At 68.6% G+C, this 16508-nt stretch carries 17 protein-coding genes and 1 pseudogene; 10 read left to right on the forward strand and 8 right to left on the reverse strand.

Going from position 1 to position 16508, the window contains the following annotated elements; genetic code table 11:
- Positions 1 to 54: 54 nt before the first annotated feature.
- On the reverse strand, positions 55 to 561 hold the full coding sequence (locus OG472_RS02955; RefSeq protein ID WP_405827522.1) for a transposase: 507 nt from the start codon (positions 559 to 561) through the stop codon (positions 55 to 57).
- 159 nt (positions 562 to 720) lie between these two features.
- Positions 721 to 1560 (reverse strand): SDR family oxidoreductase, encoded by an 840-nt coding sequence (locus OG472_RS02960; protein ID WP_401614451.1) that lies wholly within the window; start codon positions 1558 to 1560, stop codon positions 721 to 723.
- A 92-nt stretch (positions 1561 to 1652) separates the two neighbouring features.
- Between OG472_RS02960 and OG472_RS02965 the strand changes: the two genes are divergently transcribed.
- The gene (locus tag OG472_RS02965; RefSeq protein ID WP_405827524.1) at positions 1653 to 2111 is read left to right on the forward strand and encodes a winged helix-turn-helix transcriptional regulator; all 459 of its coding nucleotides are present in this window, start codon (positions 1653 to 1655) and stop codon (positions 2109 to 2111) included.
- Between the two features lie 681 nt (positions 2112 to 2792).
- On the opposite strand, the gene OG472_RS02970 is transcribed toward OG472_RS02965, so the two are convergent.
- Both OG472_RS02970 and OG472_RS02975 read right to left on the reverse strand, forming a co-directional pair.
- On the reverse strand, positions 2793 to 5273 hold the full coding sequence (locus tag OG472_RS02970) for a glycosyltransferase family 4 protein (RefSeq protein WP_405940839.1): 2481 nt from the start codon (positions 5271 to 5273) through the stop codon (positions 2793 to 2795).
- Between the two features lie 52 nt (positions 5274 to 5325).
- Positions 5326 to 6582, reverse strand: a complete 1257-nt coding sequence (locus OG472_RS02975; protein WP_405940840.1) for a nucleotide sugar dehydrogenase — start codon at positions 6580 to 6582, stop codon at positions 5326 to 5328.
- A 66-nt stretch (positions 6583 to 6648) separates the two neighbouring features.
- Between OG472_RS02975 and OG472_RS02980 the strand changes: the two genes are divergently transcribed.
- The 4 genes and pseudogenes from OG472_RS02980 (at position 6649) to OG472_RS02995 (ending at position 9442) form a co-directional block, all read left to right on the forward strand.
- Positions 6649 to 7422: a glycosyltransferase family 2 protein gene (locus tag OG472_RS02980; protein WP_405827529.1), complete on the forward strand. Its 774-nt coding sequence runs from the start codon at positions 6649 to 6651 to the stop codon at positions 7420 to 7422.
- Between the two features lie 211 nt (positions 7423 to 7633).
- Positions 7634 to 8049, forward strand: a pseudogene (locus OG472_RS02985) (transposase); the annotation flags it as partial.
- A gap of 133 nt (positions 8050 to 8182) precedes the next feature.
- A complete protein-coding gene (locus tag OG472_RS02990; protein ID WP_401614442.1) occupies positions 8183 to 8518 on the forward strand; it encodes a hypothetical protein in 336 nt (111 codons plus the stop codon).
- 534 nt (positions 8519 to 9052) lie between these two features.
- Positions 9053 to 9442, forward strand: coding sequence for a hypothetical protein (locus OG472_RS02995; protein WP_079403197.1), 390 nt, complete (start codon positions 9053 to 9055; stop codon positions 9440 to 9442).
- 814 nt (positions 9443 to 10256) lie between these two features.
- Here OG472_RS02995 and OG472_RS03000 read toward each other — a convergent pair.
- On the reverse strand, positions 10257 to 10952 hold the full coding sequence (locus OG472_RS03000; protein ID WP_405940841.1) for an NADPH-dependent F420 reductase: 696 nt from the start codon (positions 10950 to 10952) through the stop codon (positions 10257 to 10259).
- A 73-nt stretch (positions 10953 to 11025) separates the two neighbouring features.
- On the opposite strand from OG472_RS03000, the gene OG472_RS03005 reads away from it, so the two are divergent.
- Entirely contained in the window at positions 11026 to 11406 is a 381-nt protein-coding gene (locus OG472_RS03005) for a winged helix-turn-helix transcriptional regulator (RefSeq protein WP_405827535.1), read from the forward strand.
- A gap of 9 nt (positions 11407 to 11415) precedes the next feature.
- A complete protein-coding gene (locus OG472_RS03010) occupies positions 11416 to 11580 on the forward strand; it encodes a hypothetical protein (protein ID WP_405827536.1) in 165 nt (54 codons plus the stop codon).
- Positions 11581 to 11651: 71 nt separating this feature from the next.
- Here the strand turns inward: OG472_RS03010 and OG472_RS03015 are convergent, their stop codons facing one another.
- From OG472_RS03015 to OG472_RS03025, 3 genes are all read right to left on the reverse strand, one after another.
- Positions 11652 to 12461 (reverse strand): serine/threonine protein kinase, encoded by an 810-nt coding sequence (locus tag OG472_RS03015; RefSeq protein ID WP_405827538.1) that lies wholly within the window; start codon positions 12459 to 12461, stop codon positions 11652 to 11654.
- A 436-nt stretch (positions 12462 to 12897) separates the two neighbouring features.
- A complete protein-coding gene (locus tag OG472_RS03020; RefSeq protein ID WP_405940842.1) occupies positions 12898 to 13125 on the reverse strand; it encodes a hypothetical protein in 228 nt (75 codons plus the stop codon).
- A 132-nt stretch (positions 13126 to 13257) separates the two neighbouring features.
- Positions 13258 to 13695, reverse strand: a complete 438-nt coding sequence (locus tag OG472_RS03025; RefSeq protein ID WP_405940843.1) for a hypothetical protein — start codon at positions 13693 to 13695, stop codon at positions 13258 to 13260.
- A 390-nt stretch (positions 13696 to 14085) separates the two neighbouring features.
- Here OG472_RS03025 and OG472_RS03030 point away from each other — a divergent pair, with 390 nt between their 5' ends.
- From OG472_RS03030 to OG472_RS03040, 3 genes are all read left to right on the forward strand, one after another.
- Entirely contained in the window at positions 14086 to 14676 is a 591-nt protein-coding gene (locus OG472_RS03030) for a hypothetical protein (RefSeq protein WP_405827541.1), read from the forward strand.
- Positions 14677 to 15000: 324 nt separating this feature from the next.
- Positions 15001 to 15621, forward strand: a complete 621-nt coding sequence (locus OG472_RS03035; protein WP_405943133.1) for a CHAT domain-containing protein — start codon at positions 15001 to 15003, stop codon at positions 15619 to 15621.
- 329 nt (positions 15622 to 15950) lie between these two features.
- Positions 15951 to 16241 (forward strand): hypothetical protein, encoded by a 291-nt coding sequence (locus tag OG472_RS03040; RefSeq protein WP_405940844.1) that lies wholly within the window; start codon positions 15951 to 15953, stop codon positions 16239 to 16241.
- Positions 16242 to 16508: the final 267 nt, after the last annotated feature.

A 16508-nucleotide genomic window follows, 5' to 3' on the forward strand; every position in this document is an offset into this window, starting at 1 on the left:
CATCTATCGCGCACAAGGGCCAAGTAGCGGGTTCTGACCGCTCTTCCGTGATGCCTACGGCTGGAGGAGGACGCGGGCTCTGAGCAGAGCGAATGAGGCTCGACCGTACATTTGCCGCTTGATCGTTTTGATTCTGTTGACGTGTCCTTCGACGATGCCGGAGCTGTAGGACAGGGTGAGGCCTGCCGTGACGGCGTGGAGATCCTGGCGGATGGAGTCGGCGAAGATACCAACGGCGTCGGGGCCGCCCAGCTCGGCCTTCTGAATCCAGTCCTCGAGTAGGTGGACGCGACGGTGGCGAAGCATGTTCGTGAACTCCCGCGCAAGGTCACAGGCCAAAGCGATCTCCGGGCAAGCGTTCCGGACCGTTTCCAGCTGGGCGACGTCCGCGGGGCTGAGAGTCTCCTCGGGTTGCATGATCCATGAGGTGATGTCCCGAGGGCGAGGAGCCACGGAGCGTGCAGGGACCGCAATGCCCTTCCGGATTGCCATCACGTAGCGGTTCACGACGTGGTATCCGCCGGTGTAGCCGAGGGCGAGCAACTCGCGATAGAGCTGCATCGAGCTGGTGCAGCCCGCCTGGAAGCAGTGCTGCACGTGCTCGATGAACGGGCCGAGGACACCGTGCCCGCGGTCCTGCGCTGAGGCGAGAAGCCCTCGGGTCGCCCCGTGCGGCCGTAGTCGCACGAGGCTGCCCGGGCGCTTCAGCTGAATGGTGCCTCAGCGAAAAGCGGCGATGCTACGGGCGACCCAGTTGTTGAAGGGGCGCGGAGCGCGACCGAGGACTCGTTCCACGTCCGAGCTGATCCGCAGTTCGGCGGGGTTCGGGGCGGAGATGATGTCCAGGGTGTCGTCGGCGAGCTCCGGCGGCACGAACTGGGTCATCGCGGCTTTGGCCTCCTCGCGGGTGAGTTCGTGGAATCGCACCGGCGAGCCGAGCACGGCGGCGATGGCCTCCGACTGCTGACGGGGCGTGATCACCTCAGGCCCGGTCAGCTCGAAGATTCCGCCGGTGTGCCGGTCGTCCAGCAGGCAGGCCGCCGCGACTTCGGCGATGTCCGCCGGGTCAACGATCGGAACACCGACATCGCCGAAGGGTGCGGCGACCATCCCGTGCGTGCGGACGGACTCCGCCCAGGCCAAGGCGTTGGAGGCAAAGCCGCCCGGTCGTAGGACGGCCCAGTCCAGGCCGGACTCTCTCAACGCGTCCTCCACCGCGCGCATCGCGATCCGCGACGGGCCGAGCGGCCTGGTCGCCACGCCCTGCGAAGACAGCAGGACGACTCGGCGGACCCCGCTGGCAGCAGCCAAGTCGATAATGTCGGTCGCCCTGGCTTCGGGGGCATGCAGATCGCCGGACAGCAGGAGGAACAGCGCCTTCGCCCCGCCCAAAGCGGGGGTGAGGCCCTGCGGCTCGGCCAAGTCAGCCGGCACATACCGGACCCCGTCCGGCATTGCCGCCGCGTGCCGTGACACCGCCGTCACACGCTCGCCCGCCTTGGCCAGGGCCTGCGTCAAAGGCTGGCCCACATTCCCGGTAGCCCCGGTCACCACGATCATGTTCAGCTCCTAGTCCGTTGTGCACTACGGCAATTGACGCTAGGAGGCATGCTTACTTTTCGTAAGGACATACCCAGAGGTAAGCTCCGGGCATGAGAGAAGGTGCGCAGCTGACGCAGGCCGAGGCGGGCAATCGGTATGAGGTGTTTCACACTGACTGCCCCGCGCGCGACGTGGTCGACCACGTGACCAGCAGGTGGGGTATCTGGGTGCTGATCTCCTTGCGGAGCACCGACCTTCGGTTTTACGAGCTGCGCGACAGCATCCAAGGCATCAGCGAGAAGATGCTCGCTCAGACACTGCGCGCACTGGTCCAGGACGACTTGGTCTGGCGGAAGGTCGAGCCGACGACGCCACCCCAAGTCACCTACGGGCTGACTGAGTTCGGCCAGGACGTCGGTGCGCCGCTGACGGACTTGTTCGACCGGATCACACAGCGGCTGGCAGCCAGCGGGGCGTCCGCCACGGAGCGGCTGAGCGCAACAGGTCAAGCGAAGCAGCTGACCGCCCCAGGCCCTCAACAGCTTCATCATCTCGACGACGAACACTGACCGTGATAGCAGAAGGGTTCGTTCGTACCCCCAGCACGGACCAGTGGCAGAAAGGCCGCGCCACCAAGACACTGTCCATGGAGGATCTGTCCCACGTGTGGCTCACTCCGACGAGTGAGCAGGCTGCCCAGCCAGTCTAAGTAAGTTCCGTTGCCGGTCGGCCACGGAATGGCCTCCGGCCGTGAGATTCCGCCAGCCAAGCTGACATCCCATACGATCCCTTGGAATCGATCATCTAGTCCGGGTCCTCGACCCAGACGCCCTCCTCCGGACTCACCTCCGCTTGCGCGGAGAGCACCCTTTGTGACCTGCGGTTCAGGAGAGCGTTCGCCCGTCCTTTGCCTTCGAACGTCGTCGAGTTACTGCCGTGGGCTGACGCTACACCCGCTCCCCTCGGTGGAGAGAACGAGTCGTTTGGTCGGTGTCCTGATTCACCCGAGGGCCCGGCGCACCGCCGCGGCCTCCGTCGCCGAGGCCTGACCGCAAGGCGTGACCGCCTCCGGAAGCGGGTTTCGCCGCCCCAGATGCCTGCCGGCTCGTTCCAGCCCCCGGTGGAAGCGCCGAGGCGAGCAGCCCGGCCGGGGCCATCGCCGGAGCAGCTCCGCTCGCGTGGAGAGGATCTGCTCTGCCCGGACCTGACCGGCGCTCTGCTACGACCGCACCGCGATCAGGCCTCGGTGGCTAGGAGGCAGCGCGCAGCGTCAGTTCGCGAAGCTGACGGCCGGTGGTGGTGACGTCGTATCGGCGCGCGTTATCGAGAGCCGCTTTGGCCAGCACCTTGCGCCGGTGGGCGTCCCGGCCCATCTCGTCTAGGGCCACGGCCAGCGAGCGCGGGTCGCCAGGAGTGTAGGGAATGCCAGCGCTTCCGAGGGTTTCCCTCATACCGGGGAGATCGGAGTAGGCAACCGGAAGTCCGTGGGCTTGTGCCTCAATGAGGACGAGCCCGAAGGCCTCCAGGCCCCTGGCCGTGAAGACGAAGGCGTCGAAGTTCGGCAGGCGGCGCCACAGTTCGTCGCGGGGCAGGAACGGATCAAATTGAACCCGGTCTCGGAGCCCGAGTTCAATGGCTTGCTGTTCCAGGTGCTCTCGTAGAGTTCCTTGTCCGATCACGGTCAGGTGGTGTGGCTGCTCGGTCAGGGAGAGGGCTTTGATGGCGGTGATCGTGGACTTGTTGTCGTCCAGCCGACCGGCGTGGACGAGAGACAGTGGTCCGGTTCCGTCAGGCGGTTGGTTGCGTCCCCGGACGTGGCTCAAGGGGATGCCCCACTGGATGACGGTGAGCCGATCGGTGAATCGGCGTCTGGTGAGACGGTCGATGCGGTCAGCGAGAGCGGAGGTCGGGGCTGCGATCGCGGCGCTTGCGGCGGCAACTTCATGCAGGGTTTCGCATTCCCGCTCGTTGCGCTCGGCCGCCATCACCTCGGGGCCGTGGGCGATGGAAATGATCGGGATGCTGCCGGCAGTTCGTGCGAAGGCCAGGCTGAGAGCGAAACCGAGGTACTGGGCGTGGATGGCATCCGGCCTGGTCTTCTCGATGAGCGCACCGACCTCACGCGTCAGCTCGTCGACGTAGGGGCCGAAGCCCGGGCCTTGGAGTCGTTTGGGCGTGGAGAGGGCGATCAGCTGATCAAACGCCGCGCTCCATGCCTGCTCGACCGGTTCTCTGCCTGGGAAGGTCGTGTGGTCGGGCATCGCGCGGTAGAGGTCGCTGGCGAGGATCATGCTCCCGGACGAGGGTTCGGAGGTGCGGTTGATGCCGGTCAGGATGTTCAGGAGCTTGGTGGTCATGCGGGTACCCCGTCCACGGGTGACCGTCGGGTGGGGATCGGTGGGTCGGGCTAACGGGGCCAGCTCGACTCGTGATTCGTCGGTGGCGTTGTGCGTCTCACGCTGGCGGGATGGTGCCCACCACGATGCAAGGTGCGGGGTGAGGACGGCGGCGATCTCCTCGTCCGGGTGCAGGTAGCCCTTGCTGTCTTGTTGTGCCGTCCATACTCGGACTGCCGATCGGGGGTAGGCAGGATTGATCCCTATTTCTCCCTTGGGGATGACTCCGTTGAAGGGGGTGGGGATTCCTTCGTTGTTCCAGTAGTCCCATGCCTCAAGGGCCCTGGCTTTCTCGAAGCAGTGGTACAGCTGCCCGTAACGGGTCATGTATCGGATCTCGCGGAATGCCATCTGGCCGATCAGTCCAGGCGCGGCTTTCTGGAGGGTACCGAGATCGGCGCCCTGAAAGGTGACGGCTGACGCGTCCTGGGACGGGTCCAGTGCGGTCCGGGCGAGCAGGTGGGACAGCCTTCGCCGGACGTACTCGGCGACTCCCGGGCCAAGATCCGGTTCCAGGCCTTCGATGAGCTGGATGAGCCGGTGATGGCGCGGGTTGAAACGGGTCAGGTCGAACAGCTTGTCCATGCCGTCCACGGCGGCGAAGGCGAGCCGTTTGCAGATCCAGTTGTTCAGCTCCCCCGCCGCGGCGTAGGTCTTGGTCTCCGGGGTGGTGGAGTGGAGCATCAGGTACTCGGACAGCACCTCGAAGTACAGGTAGCCGAGGAACGGCACGTGGGCCACGGCGTTGGACAGCTGGTCGATGAAGTCGGGTGCCGGCGTGGCGTGGCCGGTGGCGTTGCGCAGGGCGACGTCGAGGAACGCGGCTGCGGCGCGCAGGCCGGCCAGGACGGCGTCGTCGAGCTGGTCGGTCTCGGCCGGGGTGAGGTAGCTCTGGTAGCGCAGGTGGATGGCGCCGAGATGCAGGTAGTCGATCCCCTTGGGCTGGGTCGGGGCATCCGGGGTGACCTCGAAGATCAGGGGCGTGGTGGACGGCTTCGTCCGCATCAGGTAAGCGCCGAGGTTGTGTGGGCGCAGTCCCTCGCGCTGGCTCGCGAGAGGCGCGCAGTACAGGGCTCCGACCAGGCAGCCGGCGGAAACGTGTATCTCCCGGCTGGCGCGGATGGCGTCGATGCCCCTGGTGACGTGCAGCAGGTGCATCGGCTTGCCGCTGACGAGCGTCTCGGTCATGGCGCTGTTCCGGATCAGCCAGCCGTTGGGGGTCGAGTGGTCCAGATAGTCGCGCCAGTCGCCCTCGCTGTCGGTCAGCGAGGCAGGGCTGCGACGCTGCGCGGGCACGGTGTAGTCCGTGTGGGCGTGCTCCCATTCGTCGCGCAAGAGAACTCCTGGGGATGGAGAGGCGGGCCCGGTCCGGGGAAGTCGCGAGTGGTTAGAGGGCCTCGACGTTCGCGCCGGACATGCGGTTTCGGCAGTCGAGAACCCAGACCGCGTGCTGCTGGATCATCGCGAGGTCGAATCGAGCGTGGTCCATGAGGAGCACCACGGCGTCGGCGGCCGCGACCTCCTCCGGGGTCGCCTCCACGCGGCGAACGGTCAGCTCGGTGCCGACGCCGTCGGGGATGTTGGGTTCGGCGCCGCGGACGTCAGCGCCGAGGCCGGTCAGGAGCTCGGCGACCCGTGCCGACGGTGAGTTGCGGAGGTCGGTGGCGTTGATCTTGTAGGTCAGGCCGAGCAGCAGGATCCGAGCTCCGGGCACGGCGACCTCACGGTTGTCGAGTGCTGCCACGACACGCTGGACGACGTAGTCGGGCATGTGCCGGTTCACATCGTCGGCGAGTTCCACAAACCGGAAGGGGACGCCGAGGTGGTCCCGGATCTTCCACGCGAGGAACAGCGGGTCGACGGGCAGGCAGTGCCCGCCGACTCCCGGCCCCGGGGTGAACCGCGTGAAGCCGAACGGTTTGGTGTCGGCAGCGTCGATCGCCTCCCAGATGTTCACGCCGAGGCCGTCGGTCAGCATCGCCAGCTCGTTGATCAAGGAGATGTTGACGAGCCGGAAGGTGTTCTCGATCAGCTTGGCCAGCTCGGCGATCTTGGGCCTGGACACCGGCAACGTGGTGTGAAAGATGCCGTCGTAGAACTCCTTGATCATTTCGAGTGACGTGGGGTCGATTCCGGACACCAGTTTCGGTGTTCCCTCGAACGGCCACCGCTTGCTCCCGGGGGCGATGCGCTCGGGGCTGAACCCGACCCGGAAGTCCACCCCGCCCTTGAGGCCCGACGTCTCCTCCAGGATCGGCAGCAGCAGTTCCTCGGTGGTGCCGGGATACGTCGTGGACTCCAGGACCACGGTCGCGCCGAGCCGCAGATGTTCGCCGAGGGTCCGGGCGCAGGTCTCGATGTAGGTCAGATCGGGCACGCCTTCCCGCAGCGGGGTCGGCACCGTGATCACCGCGATGTCGTAGCCGGCCAGCGCACCGGCGTCGGCGGTCGCGCAGTACGCACCGGTGTCCAGCACCGCGCGGAGCCGCGTGGAGGCCACGTCCCCCACGTACGAATCGCCGGCGGCGAGCTGCTCGACGCGGTGCGGATCCACGTCGTAGCCGACGACCCGGTGACCCACCTCTGCGGCACGTACGGCCAGCGGAAGCCCTACGTAGCCCTGACCAGCGACAACAATCTGCATGGCAGCTCCTGCTCAATTGCGGTGCTTGAATGGACCGTCATTTCTGGTCTGGCAAGGAGAAGCGCTGTGCCCTTGGTGTCTGTCGTGATGCCCGTGTACAACTCGGCAGCGACGTTGAGCGCAGCGGTCCGGTCGGTGCTCACGCAGACCCACAGCGACCTGGAGCTGCTGATCACCGACGATCAGTCCTCCGATGGCTCCATGGACCTGCTCCGCGAGTTCGCGGCGCAGGACGAGCGTGTCCTGCCGGAGTCGGCCCCCGAACGGGGCGGTGCGGGCCGGGCCCGCAACCTCGCGATCAAGCGAGCCCGCGGGAACTACATCGCCTTTCTCGACAGCGACGACATGTGGCTGCCGGAGAAGACCGAACGCCAGCTCGCCTTCGCCGCGGAGGCCGAGGCGCCATTGACCTTCACCTCGTACTACAAGATGGACGCCGACTACGACGGTGAAAGCACCGGCTGGGTCCCGAACGGCCGGGTGGTCCCCGCGCGGGAGCACGTGGACTACCGCGCGATGCTGCTCCAGGACCACATCGGTGCTCTCACCGCCATGTACGACCGCAATGTCCTGGGCACGAGACTGATGCCGGAAATGCGCAAGCGCCAGGACTACGCCCTCTGGCTGTCGATCATGCGGGACGGCTTCGACGCCCGAGGCCTGGCCGAGCCGCTCGCGGTGTACAGAGCCCACCAGACGGGATCGCTGTCCTCCAACAAGCTGTCGCTCGTGCCATACAACTGGGCCCTGTACCGCGAGCACGAGCATCTGTCGTTCCCGCGGGCGACGCGGGCGCTGGCCGGCGCCGTGTGGCAGTCGCTGCGCAACTCGCGCATCTAGTTCCGTGCACGGGGCCCGGCGGCCCCGCTGCGCGGACGTTCTCCGGGCGGTGGCCGAACCGGCCCAGCCGTGCCGCGCGCTCGGCGGCTGGACCCGGAGACGGGACGCGGTGACTCAACAAGGGTGCCGTCGGTCGGCTATGCGGCCGGGCCGGCGCTGATCGGCGCGCGCAGGAACAGCTGGAGCAGCAGCCGCCTCTCGGCGACAGGGACTCGCCTTCATCCTGACCGCCGGACAGGCCGCGGACAGCCCGCAATTCATCCCAGTGCTCAAGAAGGTGCGGATCCGTCTGCCCGTCGGCTGCACCCGGCCCGGCGCGGTCGCCGCGGACAAGGCCTACTCATCCCGCGGCAACCGCGCCTACCTGCACAAACGCGGTATCAAGGTAGTCATCCCGGAGACCAGGCCGCCAACCGGAAGAAGAAGGGCCCACGAGGCGGCCGGCCCGTCAGCCACGACACCGCTCTCTGCAAGGAACGAAACATCGTCGAGCGCCTGATCAACAAACTGAAGGCCTGGCGAGGCATCGCCACACGCTACGACAAGGCACCCGAAAGCTACCTCGCCGGCCTCCACCTCCGCGCCTCAATGATCTGGATCGACGACCTCCTGAAGGTGGCCTACTGATCACAACATCACACAGGCCCTAGCCCTGCAGACATCCCCGATAGTCCACGCCCCCGCGCCCCGCCCGGAGACCCTTCCCGGCGGGGCGTCGCACTGTCCTGCCCAAAACCTCAGCCTCCAGGAGACAAAGCCCGTGCGCCGCTACGTCTACCGCTGCACCGTCTGCCGTACCACCAGCCCCGTCGTCCATCAGCTTGACGACCTGGCCGCCGTGGGCGACGCCCACCGCCTCGCGCTTCACGACGCGCACATACCCGACGACGAAGCTGCTGGCCAGGTCGACCGCCTCGGCCGCTGGTACGCCGCCCTGGGCCCGCTGATCGCGATGCACGCGCGCATCGCGGACGGACTCAGCGACCTTCGCGGCCCCAAGGGCACGGGGCACCCCTTCTGGGCCTCGGCCGGCGCCGCCCTCGTCCTCGGTAGCGCGGCCGCCCTCGTCCTCGGCGTCCTCTCCGCTGCCCTCTGACCCCAGCTCCGACCGCCCTGCCTTGCCACCGGCCCGAGCGCCCCGCATTCGGGCGGCCGGGCCGGTGCCCGGACAGGCCGACCGGCCTACACGCTCAACCCGCGCCCGCCGCCCCGTACCTGAGGGGCGGCGGGCGCATCCACGTGCACTCCACCGACGCGGAAGGGTTCATCGTGCTCGTTCCCCGCCCCCGCCCCCGCCCCCGCCCCCGCCCCCGCCCCCGCCCCCGCCGCAGGATCGGCCGCCCGCGCCCCACCATTCCCGGCTCCCGCCACCCGCTGCCCCAGCGCAGGCTTCCCGTACCTGGAGCAGGTGATGGCGCGGGCGCGACGGAAGCGGCGCCGCGAGTCCGGTGCCATTAGCTGCGGGTTGCGCCACGTCCAGGACCAGCTCACCACCTAGCCCCACCGCCCGGTGTGCCAGCGCCTCCACCTGGACAGTGGTCGTAGCCGGCCCGGCTCCCGCCTCGGATACCGTGTTCCTCTACGGGGTGCCATAACGGATGTGACGCCCCCCACCGGAGGTAGTCAGCGTATGAGTTCAAAGCGCAGCAAGAATCCAGCCCTGCCCGTACTTGATGACGCATTCCGACTCGCGTCGGTCAAGGACGCCGAAGAGTCCACCCGTGACTTGGCCGCGCGGCTGGCCACCACCGAGCTGCGCCGCGTTTCCCACCCGGGCCGGGTCACCTGGGAGCCCACCGATCAGGCCGAGCCCGTACCGGTCCCGCCGACTGTGGTCGACGGTGACGGGGACCTGTGGCTGCGGGACCGGGGCACTGGCACCTGGACCATGCCCGAGTTCAACCCGAAGGAGTTCCCGGCCCGCTGTGGCGAGGTTCTGACGTGGAACCAGCTTGCCCGCGAGTTCGGCCCGCTTACCGCACTGGCCGACGACCGCCGCATCGGCGGCGGCCGGCGCTGACCGCGCAGCCTTCTGGGATGACCGCGCCCAACGCGGAGCCCGGCAGGGCCTACGCGACCTACACGACCATCTTCTGGACCGCCAGCAAGACCGCCACCATGGCCAACAAGAGCCCCTGGCTGAAGCTGCCATAAACGCCACCCGGACCAGGACGACGCGGTACGGGCCCGCCATCGGGCTCGTCCCGCGTGGCTCCCGGAGCGGGATACGGCCCGGCGCATCCGCCCTGGGCCATGATCCGGCTCATCACCACCGACCGGGCCGGTCCTCGCCCTGTCATCGGCGGAACCTAGGCTCCCGTTCATGAGCCGCACCACTGCGCCCTGCCCGGTCGACGTCACCGCACACTCCCCCGAGCTCACACCGATGGCTCGCGTGGCTGCACGACTCCCCCGCGCCCGCGAACCGACTGCGGCACAGAGTTCCATAGGCCGGCCGTACGCTCCGGTCCTCCCCCGTCCGCGCGGCTGCGAGACTAGGCATCATGACTGACCGTCGACCTCTCTCGCTGCCTACCTTCTCCGACCCTGCCGCTGACGCTCCCGTGCCTGCCCACTCCGGCGGCCGCCAGCCGCTGCCGCTCGCGCAGGGGGCCGACTTCCGCCAGCCGCCCGGCGAGACCGTAGCCGCACCTGCTCCGGCCCGGCGCCCGCTCACTGCGGGCGTCCTGACGTTTTCTCACCCGGACCGGCAGATCTGACCGGCTCCGCCGCCGCACGTGGCTGTTGACCGGTAGGCCCGCATGTTCCTGAGCCGCGCTTCGGAAACCCCACGAGTCCCCGCTCAAGCGGCGTCCAAGCACATGTCGTCTCCCTTAGAAGCCCTCACGAAATGCCTTCGTGCCGCCCCCGGCTTCCTGGTGCCTCGGTCCGGCCGCGTAGGCCAGCGGAGGTGCGATTGCTTGCGCATCCGCTCCCTCGACGACCCACAGTGCGATGAACAGCGCGGCGGTCGCTTCCAGGAGTCCCGCACGTGCGAGACTGCCGCCGGCCACGGGTTCACAGCCCACGTCCTGCACCAACGCGTGTACCCGCGCCAGGGCCGTCGCGTCGTCCCCGCAGACGGGTACGGCGAGCGGTCGCCCGTCGAAGACGGGCGGACTCATGCGCCACACGTCCTCGTGGCAGAGGTTGAAAGCCTTGACGACGTGCGCTCCCGGAGCCGCCACAGCCAGTCGCTGCGCGGCTGAGGGGCCTCCTTCCGTCAGGAGACGGAAGCCCGGCCCGACCGGGTTGGAGCAGTCGAGCAGCACCTTGCCTTCCAGGGATGCGCGCAGTTCTCGTGCCACGTCTGCTCCCGCCTCGAAGGGCAGTGCGGCCAGCACCACCTCCTGACCGGACTCGGCCGCTGCGCGCAGACTGGCAGGCTTCGCGCTGCCTCCAATGCGCGTCGCGAGCTGCTCCGCCTTGTGGGCGTCCCGTCCCCCGATGGTCACTTCGTGCCCCGCCCGTACCCAGTGGGTGGCGAGCGCGTCGGCCATGTTGCCTGTTCCCAGTACGCCGATTCTCATCACACGGCCCCTCTCCATGCCTGTCTTGCCTTTCACACCGACGCTAGAAGCCGGTTGGGGCACCATTTGGTACGTGACGACCGACGCCCCTCTCGCCGACTGCCGCGCCCGCCTCGCCTTCGACCTGCTCTCCAATACCTGGAACGCCGTGGTGCTCTGGGCGCTGCGCGACGGACCCAGGCGGCCGGTCGAACTACGGGAGCGGATCGGGGGCATCAGTTCCAAGGTCCTTACCGAGACGCTGCGCCGGCTGCAGTTCAACGGACTGGTCGACCGGCAGGCTCATCCCGACGCGCCATCGCGGGTCGAGTACCAACTCACCCCACTTGGGCAGACCTTGCTTGCTCCCATCGACGCCATCGGCGCATGGGCCTTCGAGCACGGCGATGAGGTCATGACCGCCCAGGAAGCAGCAGGCACTCCCGCTCCGCAGCTCCCTCCTCCCGCTCGCTAGACCGTGAGGGTGCTCGGAGAGGAGCTTGCCGACGTCGTCCTCTTCGTCGCCACCGTCGCCGAGATGACCGGCATCGACCTCGCCACCGAAGTCGAGCCGCAGCTCCTGCAGGACAGCGCACGGACCTATGAACCCAACTCCCATGGCGCCTTGGTCCGCGTCTTCGGAGAGTGATCCAGCCACCTACCAGAGCGCTCACGACCTGCCAGTCCCGCCACGGCCCGAGAGCCGTGGCGGGACTGGCATCAGCCTGCTGCTCTCCACTCCTGCGCAAGGGCGCGCACGCTCGGGTAGCGGTCGACCGGGTTCGGGACGGTCGCTGTGGCGATCACGGCCAGCTGGGCGGCGGTGCCCCGCCAATCCTGCTCTGCGTCGCCGCCATCGAGGAGCAGCCGCAGCGTACGGCCGAGGCTGAACACGGTTGTGCGCTGGTCGATGACGGCTCCCCGTTGGAACTCCTCCGGTGCCATGTACCGGGTGGAACCGGGCAACCTGTCGGCTTCAAGAACGAACGGGCCGGGACGGTATTCGTCCAGATCGCACAGCCGCATGGTGCTCGTCGCGAAGTCGTACAAGGTGCAGCCGTCGTAGAAGTCGACGGCGACGAGATCCGCGTCGGCGACGGCGAGATGGACATCGAGGACCACGGCGAGGGCCTCGAGGACTTCCCCCAGAGGCAATCGGCGGAAGCGCGCAATGGCACTGTTCGGGTGGTTCCGGCCGCCGTTGCGGGCGCGGGTGGGGTGATAGAGAACCTCGCCTTCGGCCCACGGGTAGACGAGCGCGAGCCCGTCGTCCGTGGTGAAGCTGTGCACGATCGGAATGAGACCGGGATGGGCAACCACCTCGTGCACGGCGAGAGCCCGGCGCAGTGAGGCGACGGTGCCGGCCGTGGCTGCGGTCTTCACGAAGAAGCGCTCACCGTCGATCTCGACACCGTACGAGACACAGCCGGAGTCCTGATCAGCGAAGGTACGAAAGACGGTCCCCGTGGCGCCTAAGAACGGCTCGAGGGAAGGTAGATGCTGGGCGGTAAGGAGCTGAGGCCTCGGCATTCTCTTGATGCTGTCAGACCCGACACTGGGTAGGGGCCTGAATTCGCTGCGCAACCCGGGCGGATAGGTCGTCAGTGAACACATCAGGGGCCCAGGGTTGGCTCGCCGCTGCCGGCCATCGTAGTCGCCGATCAGCGGAACCCGCGACTTCCGGCCCCACCCTCGGCGACTCGGGTACTGTCCGCGCCGCCTTAAGAATTGTCAATTCCTATGGACGGTGAGGCCGGGGAGATGGTGGTCACGGATCGGTGAGGAGGTCGGGCACGGCAGCGGGCCTCGCGGAAGGACGCCGGTGATCAAGCGGGCAATAGGTCCCGTCAGTTGCATGGAGAGAGACTGGACGGACAACGCGGTGGCCCCGGCCCGAAGGTGCGACCCGGCGGTGCAGGATGTCGATCCCGCTGGGTCGCGCCGAGCCCGAGGATGCGAGTGAAGGTCAGGCGCCCTTGTTGAGGCGATCGGTGACGTCGGCGCCCAGCGCGGGGGTGATCGAGCCGTTGGCGAGTGTCAGGGAGAAGGCGGCCGCCAGGGCCGGCTGGTGGGTGTCGACGGCGGACTCGACGAGCTCGGCGAAGACGTCGATCGCCGAGCGCAGGCGCACCGCGGCCGTGGCGTACTCCGCCGCGCCGATGAGCAGGGATGGCCACCAGAACGGGCCCAACACCAGGTAGAGCAGGCCCCAGCCGGCCAGGGCCGTGGCTGCGGTGTATGCCTGGGCGGACGACTGGATCGGGGCCCGGACGTCCGGGGACAGCAGCAGCCACAGTCGCGGCCAGAGCAGGGCGGCGCGCAGCCCCTATTCAGCGTCCAGCCGCTCGTCGATGAGCCTGACGCGGTCGGCGGCAGCGGTCGGGCAGGCGGGCCGGTAGCGTTCCAGACCGTTCGGGACGCGGCGTCTGCGGCGCTCGGTGAGCCGGGGCGTCAGCGGGGCGAGCGGCCGCGGCCACGGCCCAAGGCACGCACGTCCGACGAGGATCGCGACGAACCGCGCCAGCACCCCGAGCCCGGCGACAGCCAGCAGGACCAGGACCACCAGGACGGCCACCGCGTACGGCCTGCCGTTGTAGGTCTTCAGATAATCCTTGGCGTGGTCGGCGAGCAGCCCCTTGTCGAGGCCGTTTTCGTAGGGCAGCCAGGCCGCGCAGAGCACAGCTGCCCCGTAGAGCAGGGCGGGCAGCAGCGACAGCCATCGCTCGGCGATCTTGCCGCCCAGGCCGGTGAGGAACGCGGCCATGCCCCGGTCCTCAGCGTCAGCCTGGTCTCGGATATCCGGCAGACCGGCACCCGGCCGTCCTCAGTTCTGCCCTCCGACCGGCCACAGCGGCCTGTCGGACATCGGTAGACCCCGGTGGGGACCTCCGGCCGGGGCAGGGCGGGGAAACCGGCGTCGCGGCGGGTCCCGGTTGAATCCGAGCGTCCGGAACGCGTCCGACGCGGGCCCGCCCGCCGCGGCGTCTTCGAGTTCGGGCAGGAGCTGGCACCAGCGGGCGAGTTGCTCGGCCTCGTCGGGAACGGCGGACTGCGGAACGTCAGTCATTTCACCATCTTGAAGGGTCGGGGTGGGACTACGGACTACGGACAGGGTTCCGAAATGCGATGGTTCGGGCGGCGCGCAGGACGCGAAGTGGACGAGTTGCAACGACGGGTGCTCGCGTGGGTCCAGCACGGTGACGCGGGCCGAATCCTGGACCGCGGCGCCGAGCAGTGCGCCGCCCGGGTTCGCGCCGGTATTCACGAGGGCGCCGACGCGATGCACGTGCTGGGGGCAGTGGTCGCCCTGGCCTCCTGGCGGTGGCACCGGCACCGGTGCCTCCTGATCGTGGCCGCTCTCACCGCCGATGCAGCCGCTCTCGGCGTGGTGGCGGAGGAACTCGAGCTCTCCCTCGGCTACTTCCAGGTCATCCAGGCAACGACGCCAGGCCTCGTCCCTGACGAGGTGTTGCCCCAGCTGGAGCGCCGCGCCGCCGAGGAGCCTTCTCCGGAGGTCGTGGAACTGCTGGAGATCCTCAGGCCCGCCGCGCGGATCGTCGAGGGAATCGAGAGTGAGCGCCGGACGAGTACGGAGTATCCCCGGGAGGTCCTGAAGCCGCTGCGGGCCGCGGTACGGATCGTGGAGAAGCTCGACCGCGGCGGCATCGACCGCATCGATGAGGCCGCCGACCTCCTCGAACGGGCGTCGAACAGCTGGGCGACCACGGCCTCGTCGTGCTGCTGAACGTCAGCCGGTGGCGGTGCGACGCCCTGATCGTCGATCGCGCCGAGATCCGCGCCGTGCCTCTGCCGGACCTCACCAGTGGCGAGGCCGCACGCTGGGCCGACGAGCACCTCAAGTCGATGAGGGCGCTCGACGCAGCCTCCGGCAACCCGCTCCTGGTGATCAACGCGGAGCGGCGGCTGGCGGCCCTGCTGCGCCGGCTCTCCGAGACCGTCACCGGGCCGGTCCTGGACTCCATCCCCGAACGGCCCCGCCGGATCTGGTGGTGCCCGACAGGCCCGCTCACCATGCTGCCCCTGCACACCGCATCCGGCGACACCGATCCTGCCCTCGCTCCGGGCTCTGGCGCAGGCCCGAGAGACGGCCCCCGCCCCACCTGGCAACCTGCTGATCATCGCGGTGCCGAAGGCTCCGGACGCGGCCCCGCTGCCCAACGTCGATGCCGAGCGAGCGTTCCTGACCAGAGAGTTCCCCCGCCACACCCTGCTCCATGACGCCCGTCGGGAATCTGCACGCGACGCCCTCAGCCGCCACACGCGGGTCCACTTCGCCTGCCATGCCACGCAGAACCTCGTCGCTCCGTCCGAGGCGGGGTTCGTACTCCAGGACGGGTTGCTGTCACTCACTGACCTGCTGGCCCAGCCGCCGTCCCAGGGAGAGCTGGCCGTCCTCAGCGCCTGCCAGACCGCGACGGGCGGCATCACTCACCTCGACGAGGTCATGACCCTCGCCAACGCCCTCCACCACACCGGATGGCGGCACGTCATCGCCACCCAGTTCTCCGTGTGGGATGACGCGGCTGCCAGGTTCACCGAGCTCCTCTACCCCCTGCTGTCGGAGCAGGCCGACCCGGCCGAGGCTGTCCACGCCGCCGTCCGGATCCTCCGCGACGCCTACCCGAACAGCCCGTCCCGCTGGGCCCCCTATTTGCACACCGGTCCCTGACGGCCTATCGCTGCCACGTGTAGGTGGCGGCGATAGGCCGTTCCCCCTCCCCATCCCCGCGGCCGGGCTTTTCGGGCCCTGGAAGCGCCGCAGGACCTGGCGGAGCAGGTGCTCCAGCAGCCGCCAGGCTTCGGCTGTGACAGCCCGACGCCGCATGAAGCCGCTGTGGGAAGCCGGTCTGATCCCGGTTCCCGGCGCGCTCCTCGATCGGCGCGCCAGCCAGCAGGTCGACGGTCTGGCTGAACTGCCCCTGCCTGCTGTGCGACAGGCCCACACCGATGCCCTCCCACTGTGGCGAGTCGCGTACAGAGCGTGTGCTAAGGACTGGATTGCCGCGAGCCTCAACGAGGTTCGCCTCCGAGGTCCAGGCCAAGGGCCGGCGCGACAACGACCACGCCTCACCGCCTCCGCCCCGAGGCCCCGAGGCCCCGATGGACATCCCGCAGCACGACTCCGACCAAGCCCTGGCCTGCCCCGAACCCGCATCACACCCCAGCTGGCACCGGCACGGGCCGAAGCCCGCCCGCCCTACCCGCGGACAGCAGCAACGCAACCAGGAGCTGCTGCTCTGGGGCCTGCGGACCGACCACACCCACCACAGGCGGGCGGAGGCAATCTGATGGACGCCATACCCCTCGCGATCGACGGCTACCTCGACGGTGTCCCCACCCCCGGCGACTCGGGCACCACCGCCCGGTTCCGCCTGATCGTCTGTGCTGTGACCAGAAACCCTTGCCGGGTTCAGGAGGGGAGCACGGACTACACCTACGCGCTGATAGGCATCGGCCGTTTTTGTGCTGGGTGTGTACGTGGCGACCTCAGGCCTCCGGACTGGTCCTGACCGCCAACCTCAGGGGGCTAGGGACGGAGGAGGACGGCCTGCGTCT

The organism is Streptomyces sp. NBC_00207, assembly GCF_045160965.1.
GTDB lineage: Bacteria > Actinomycetota > Actinomycetes > Streptomycetales > Streptomycetaceae > Streptomyces.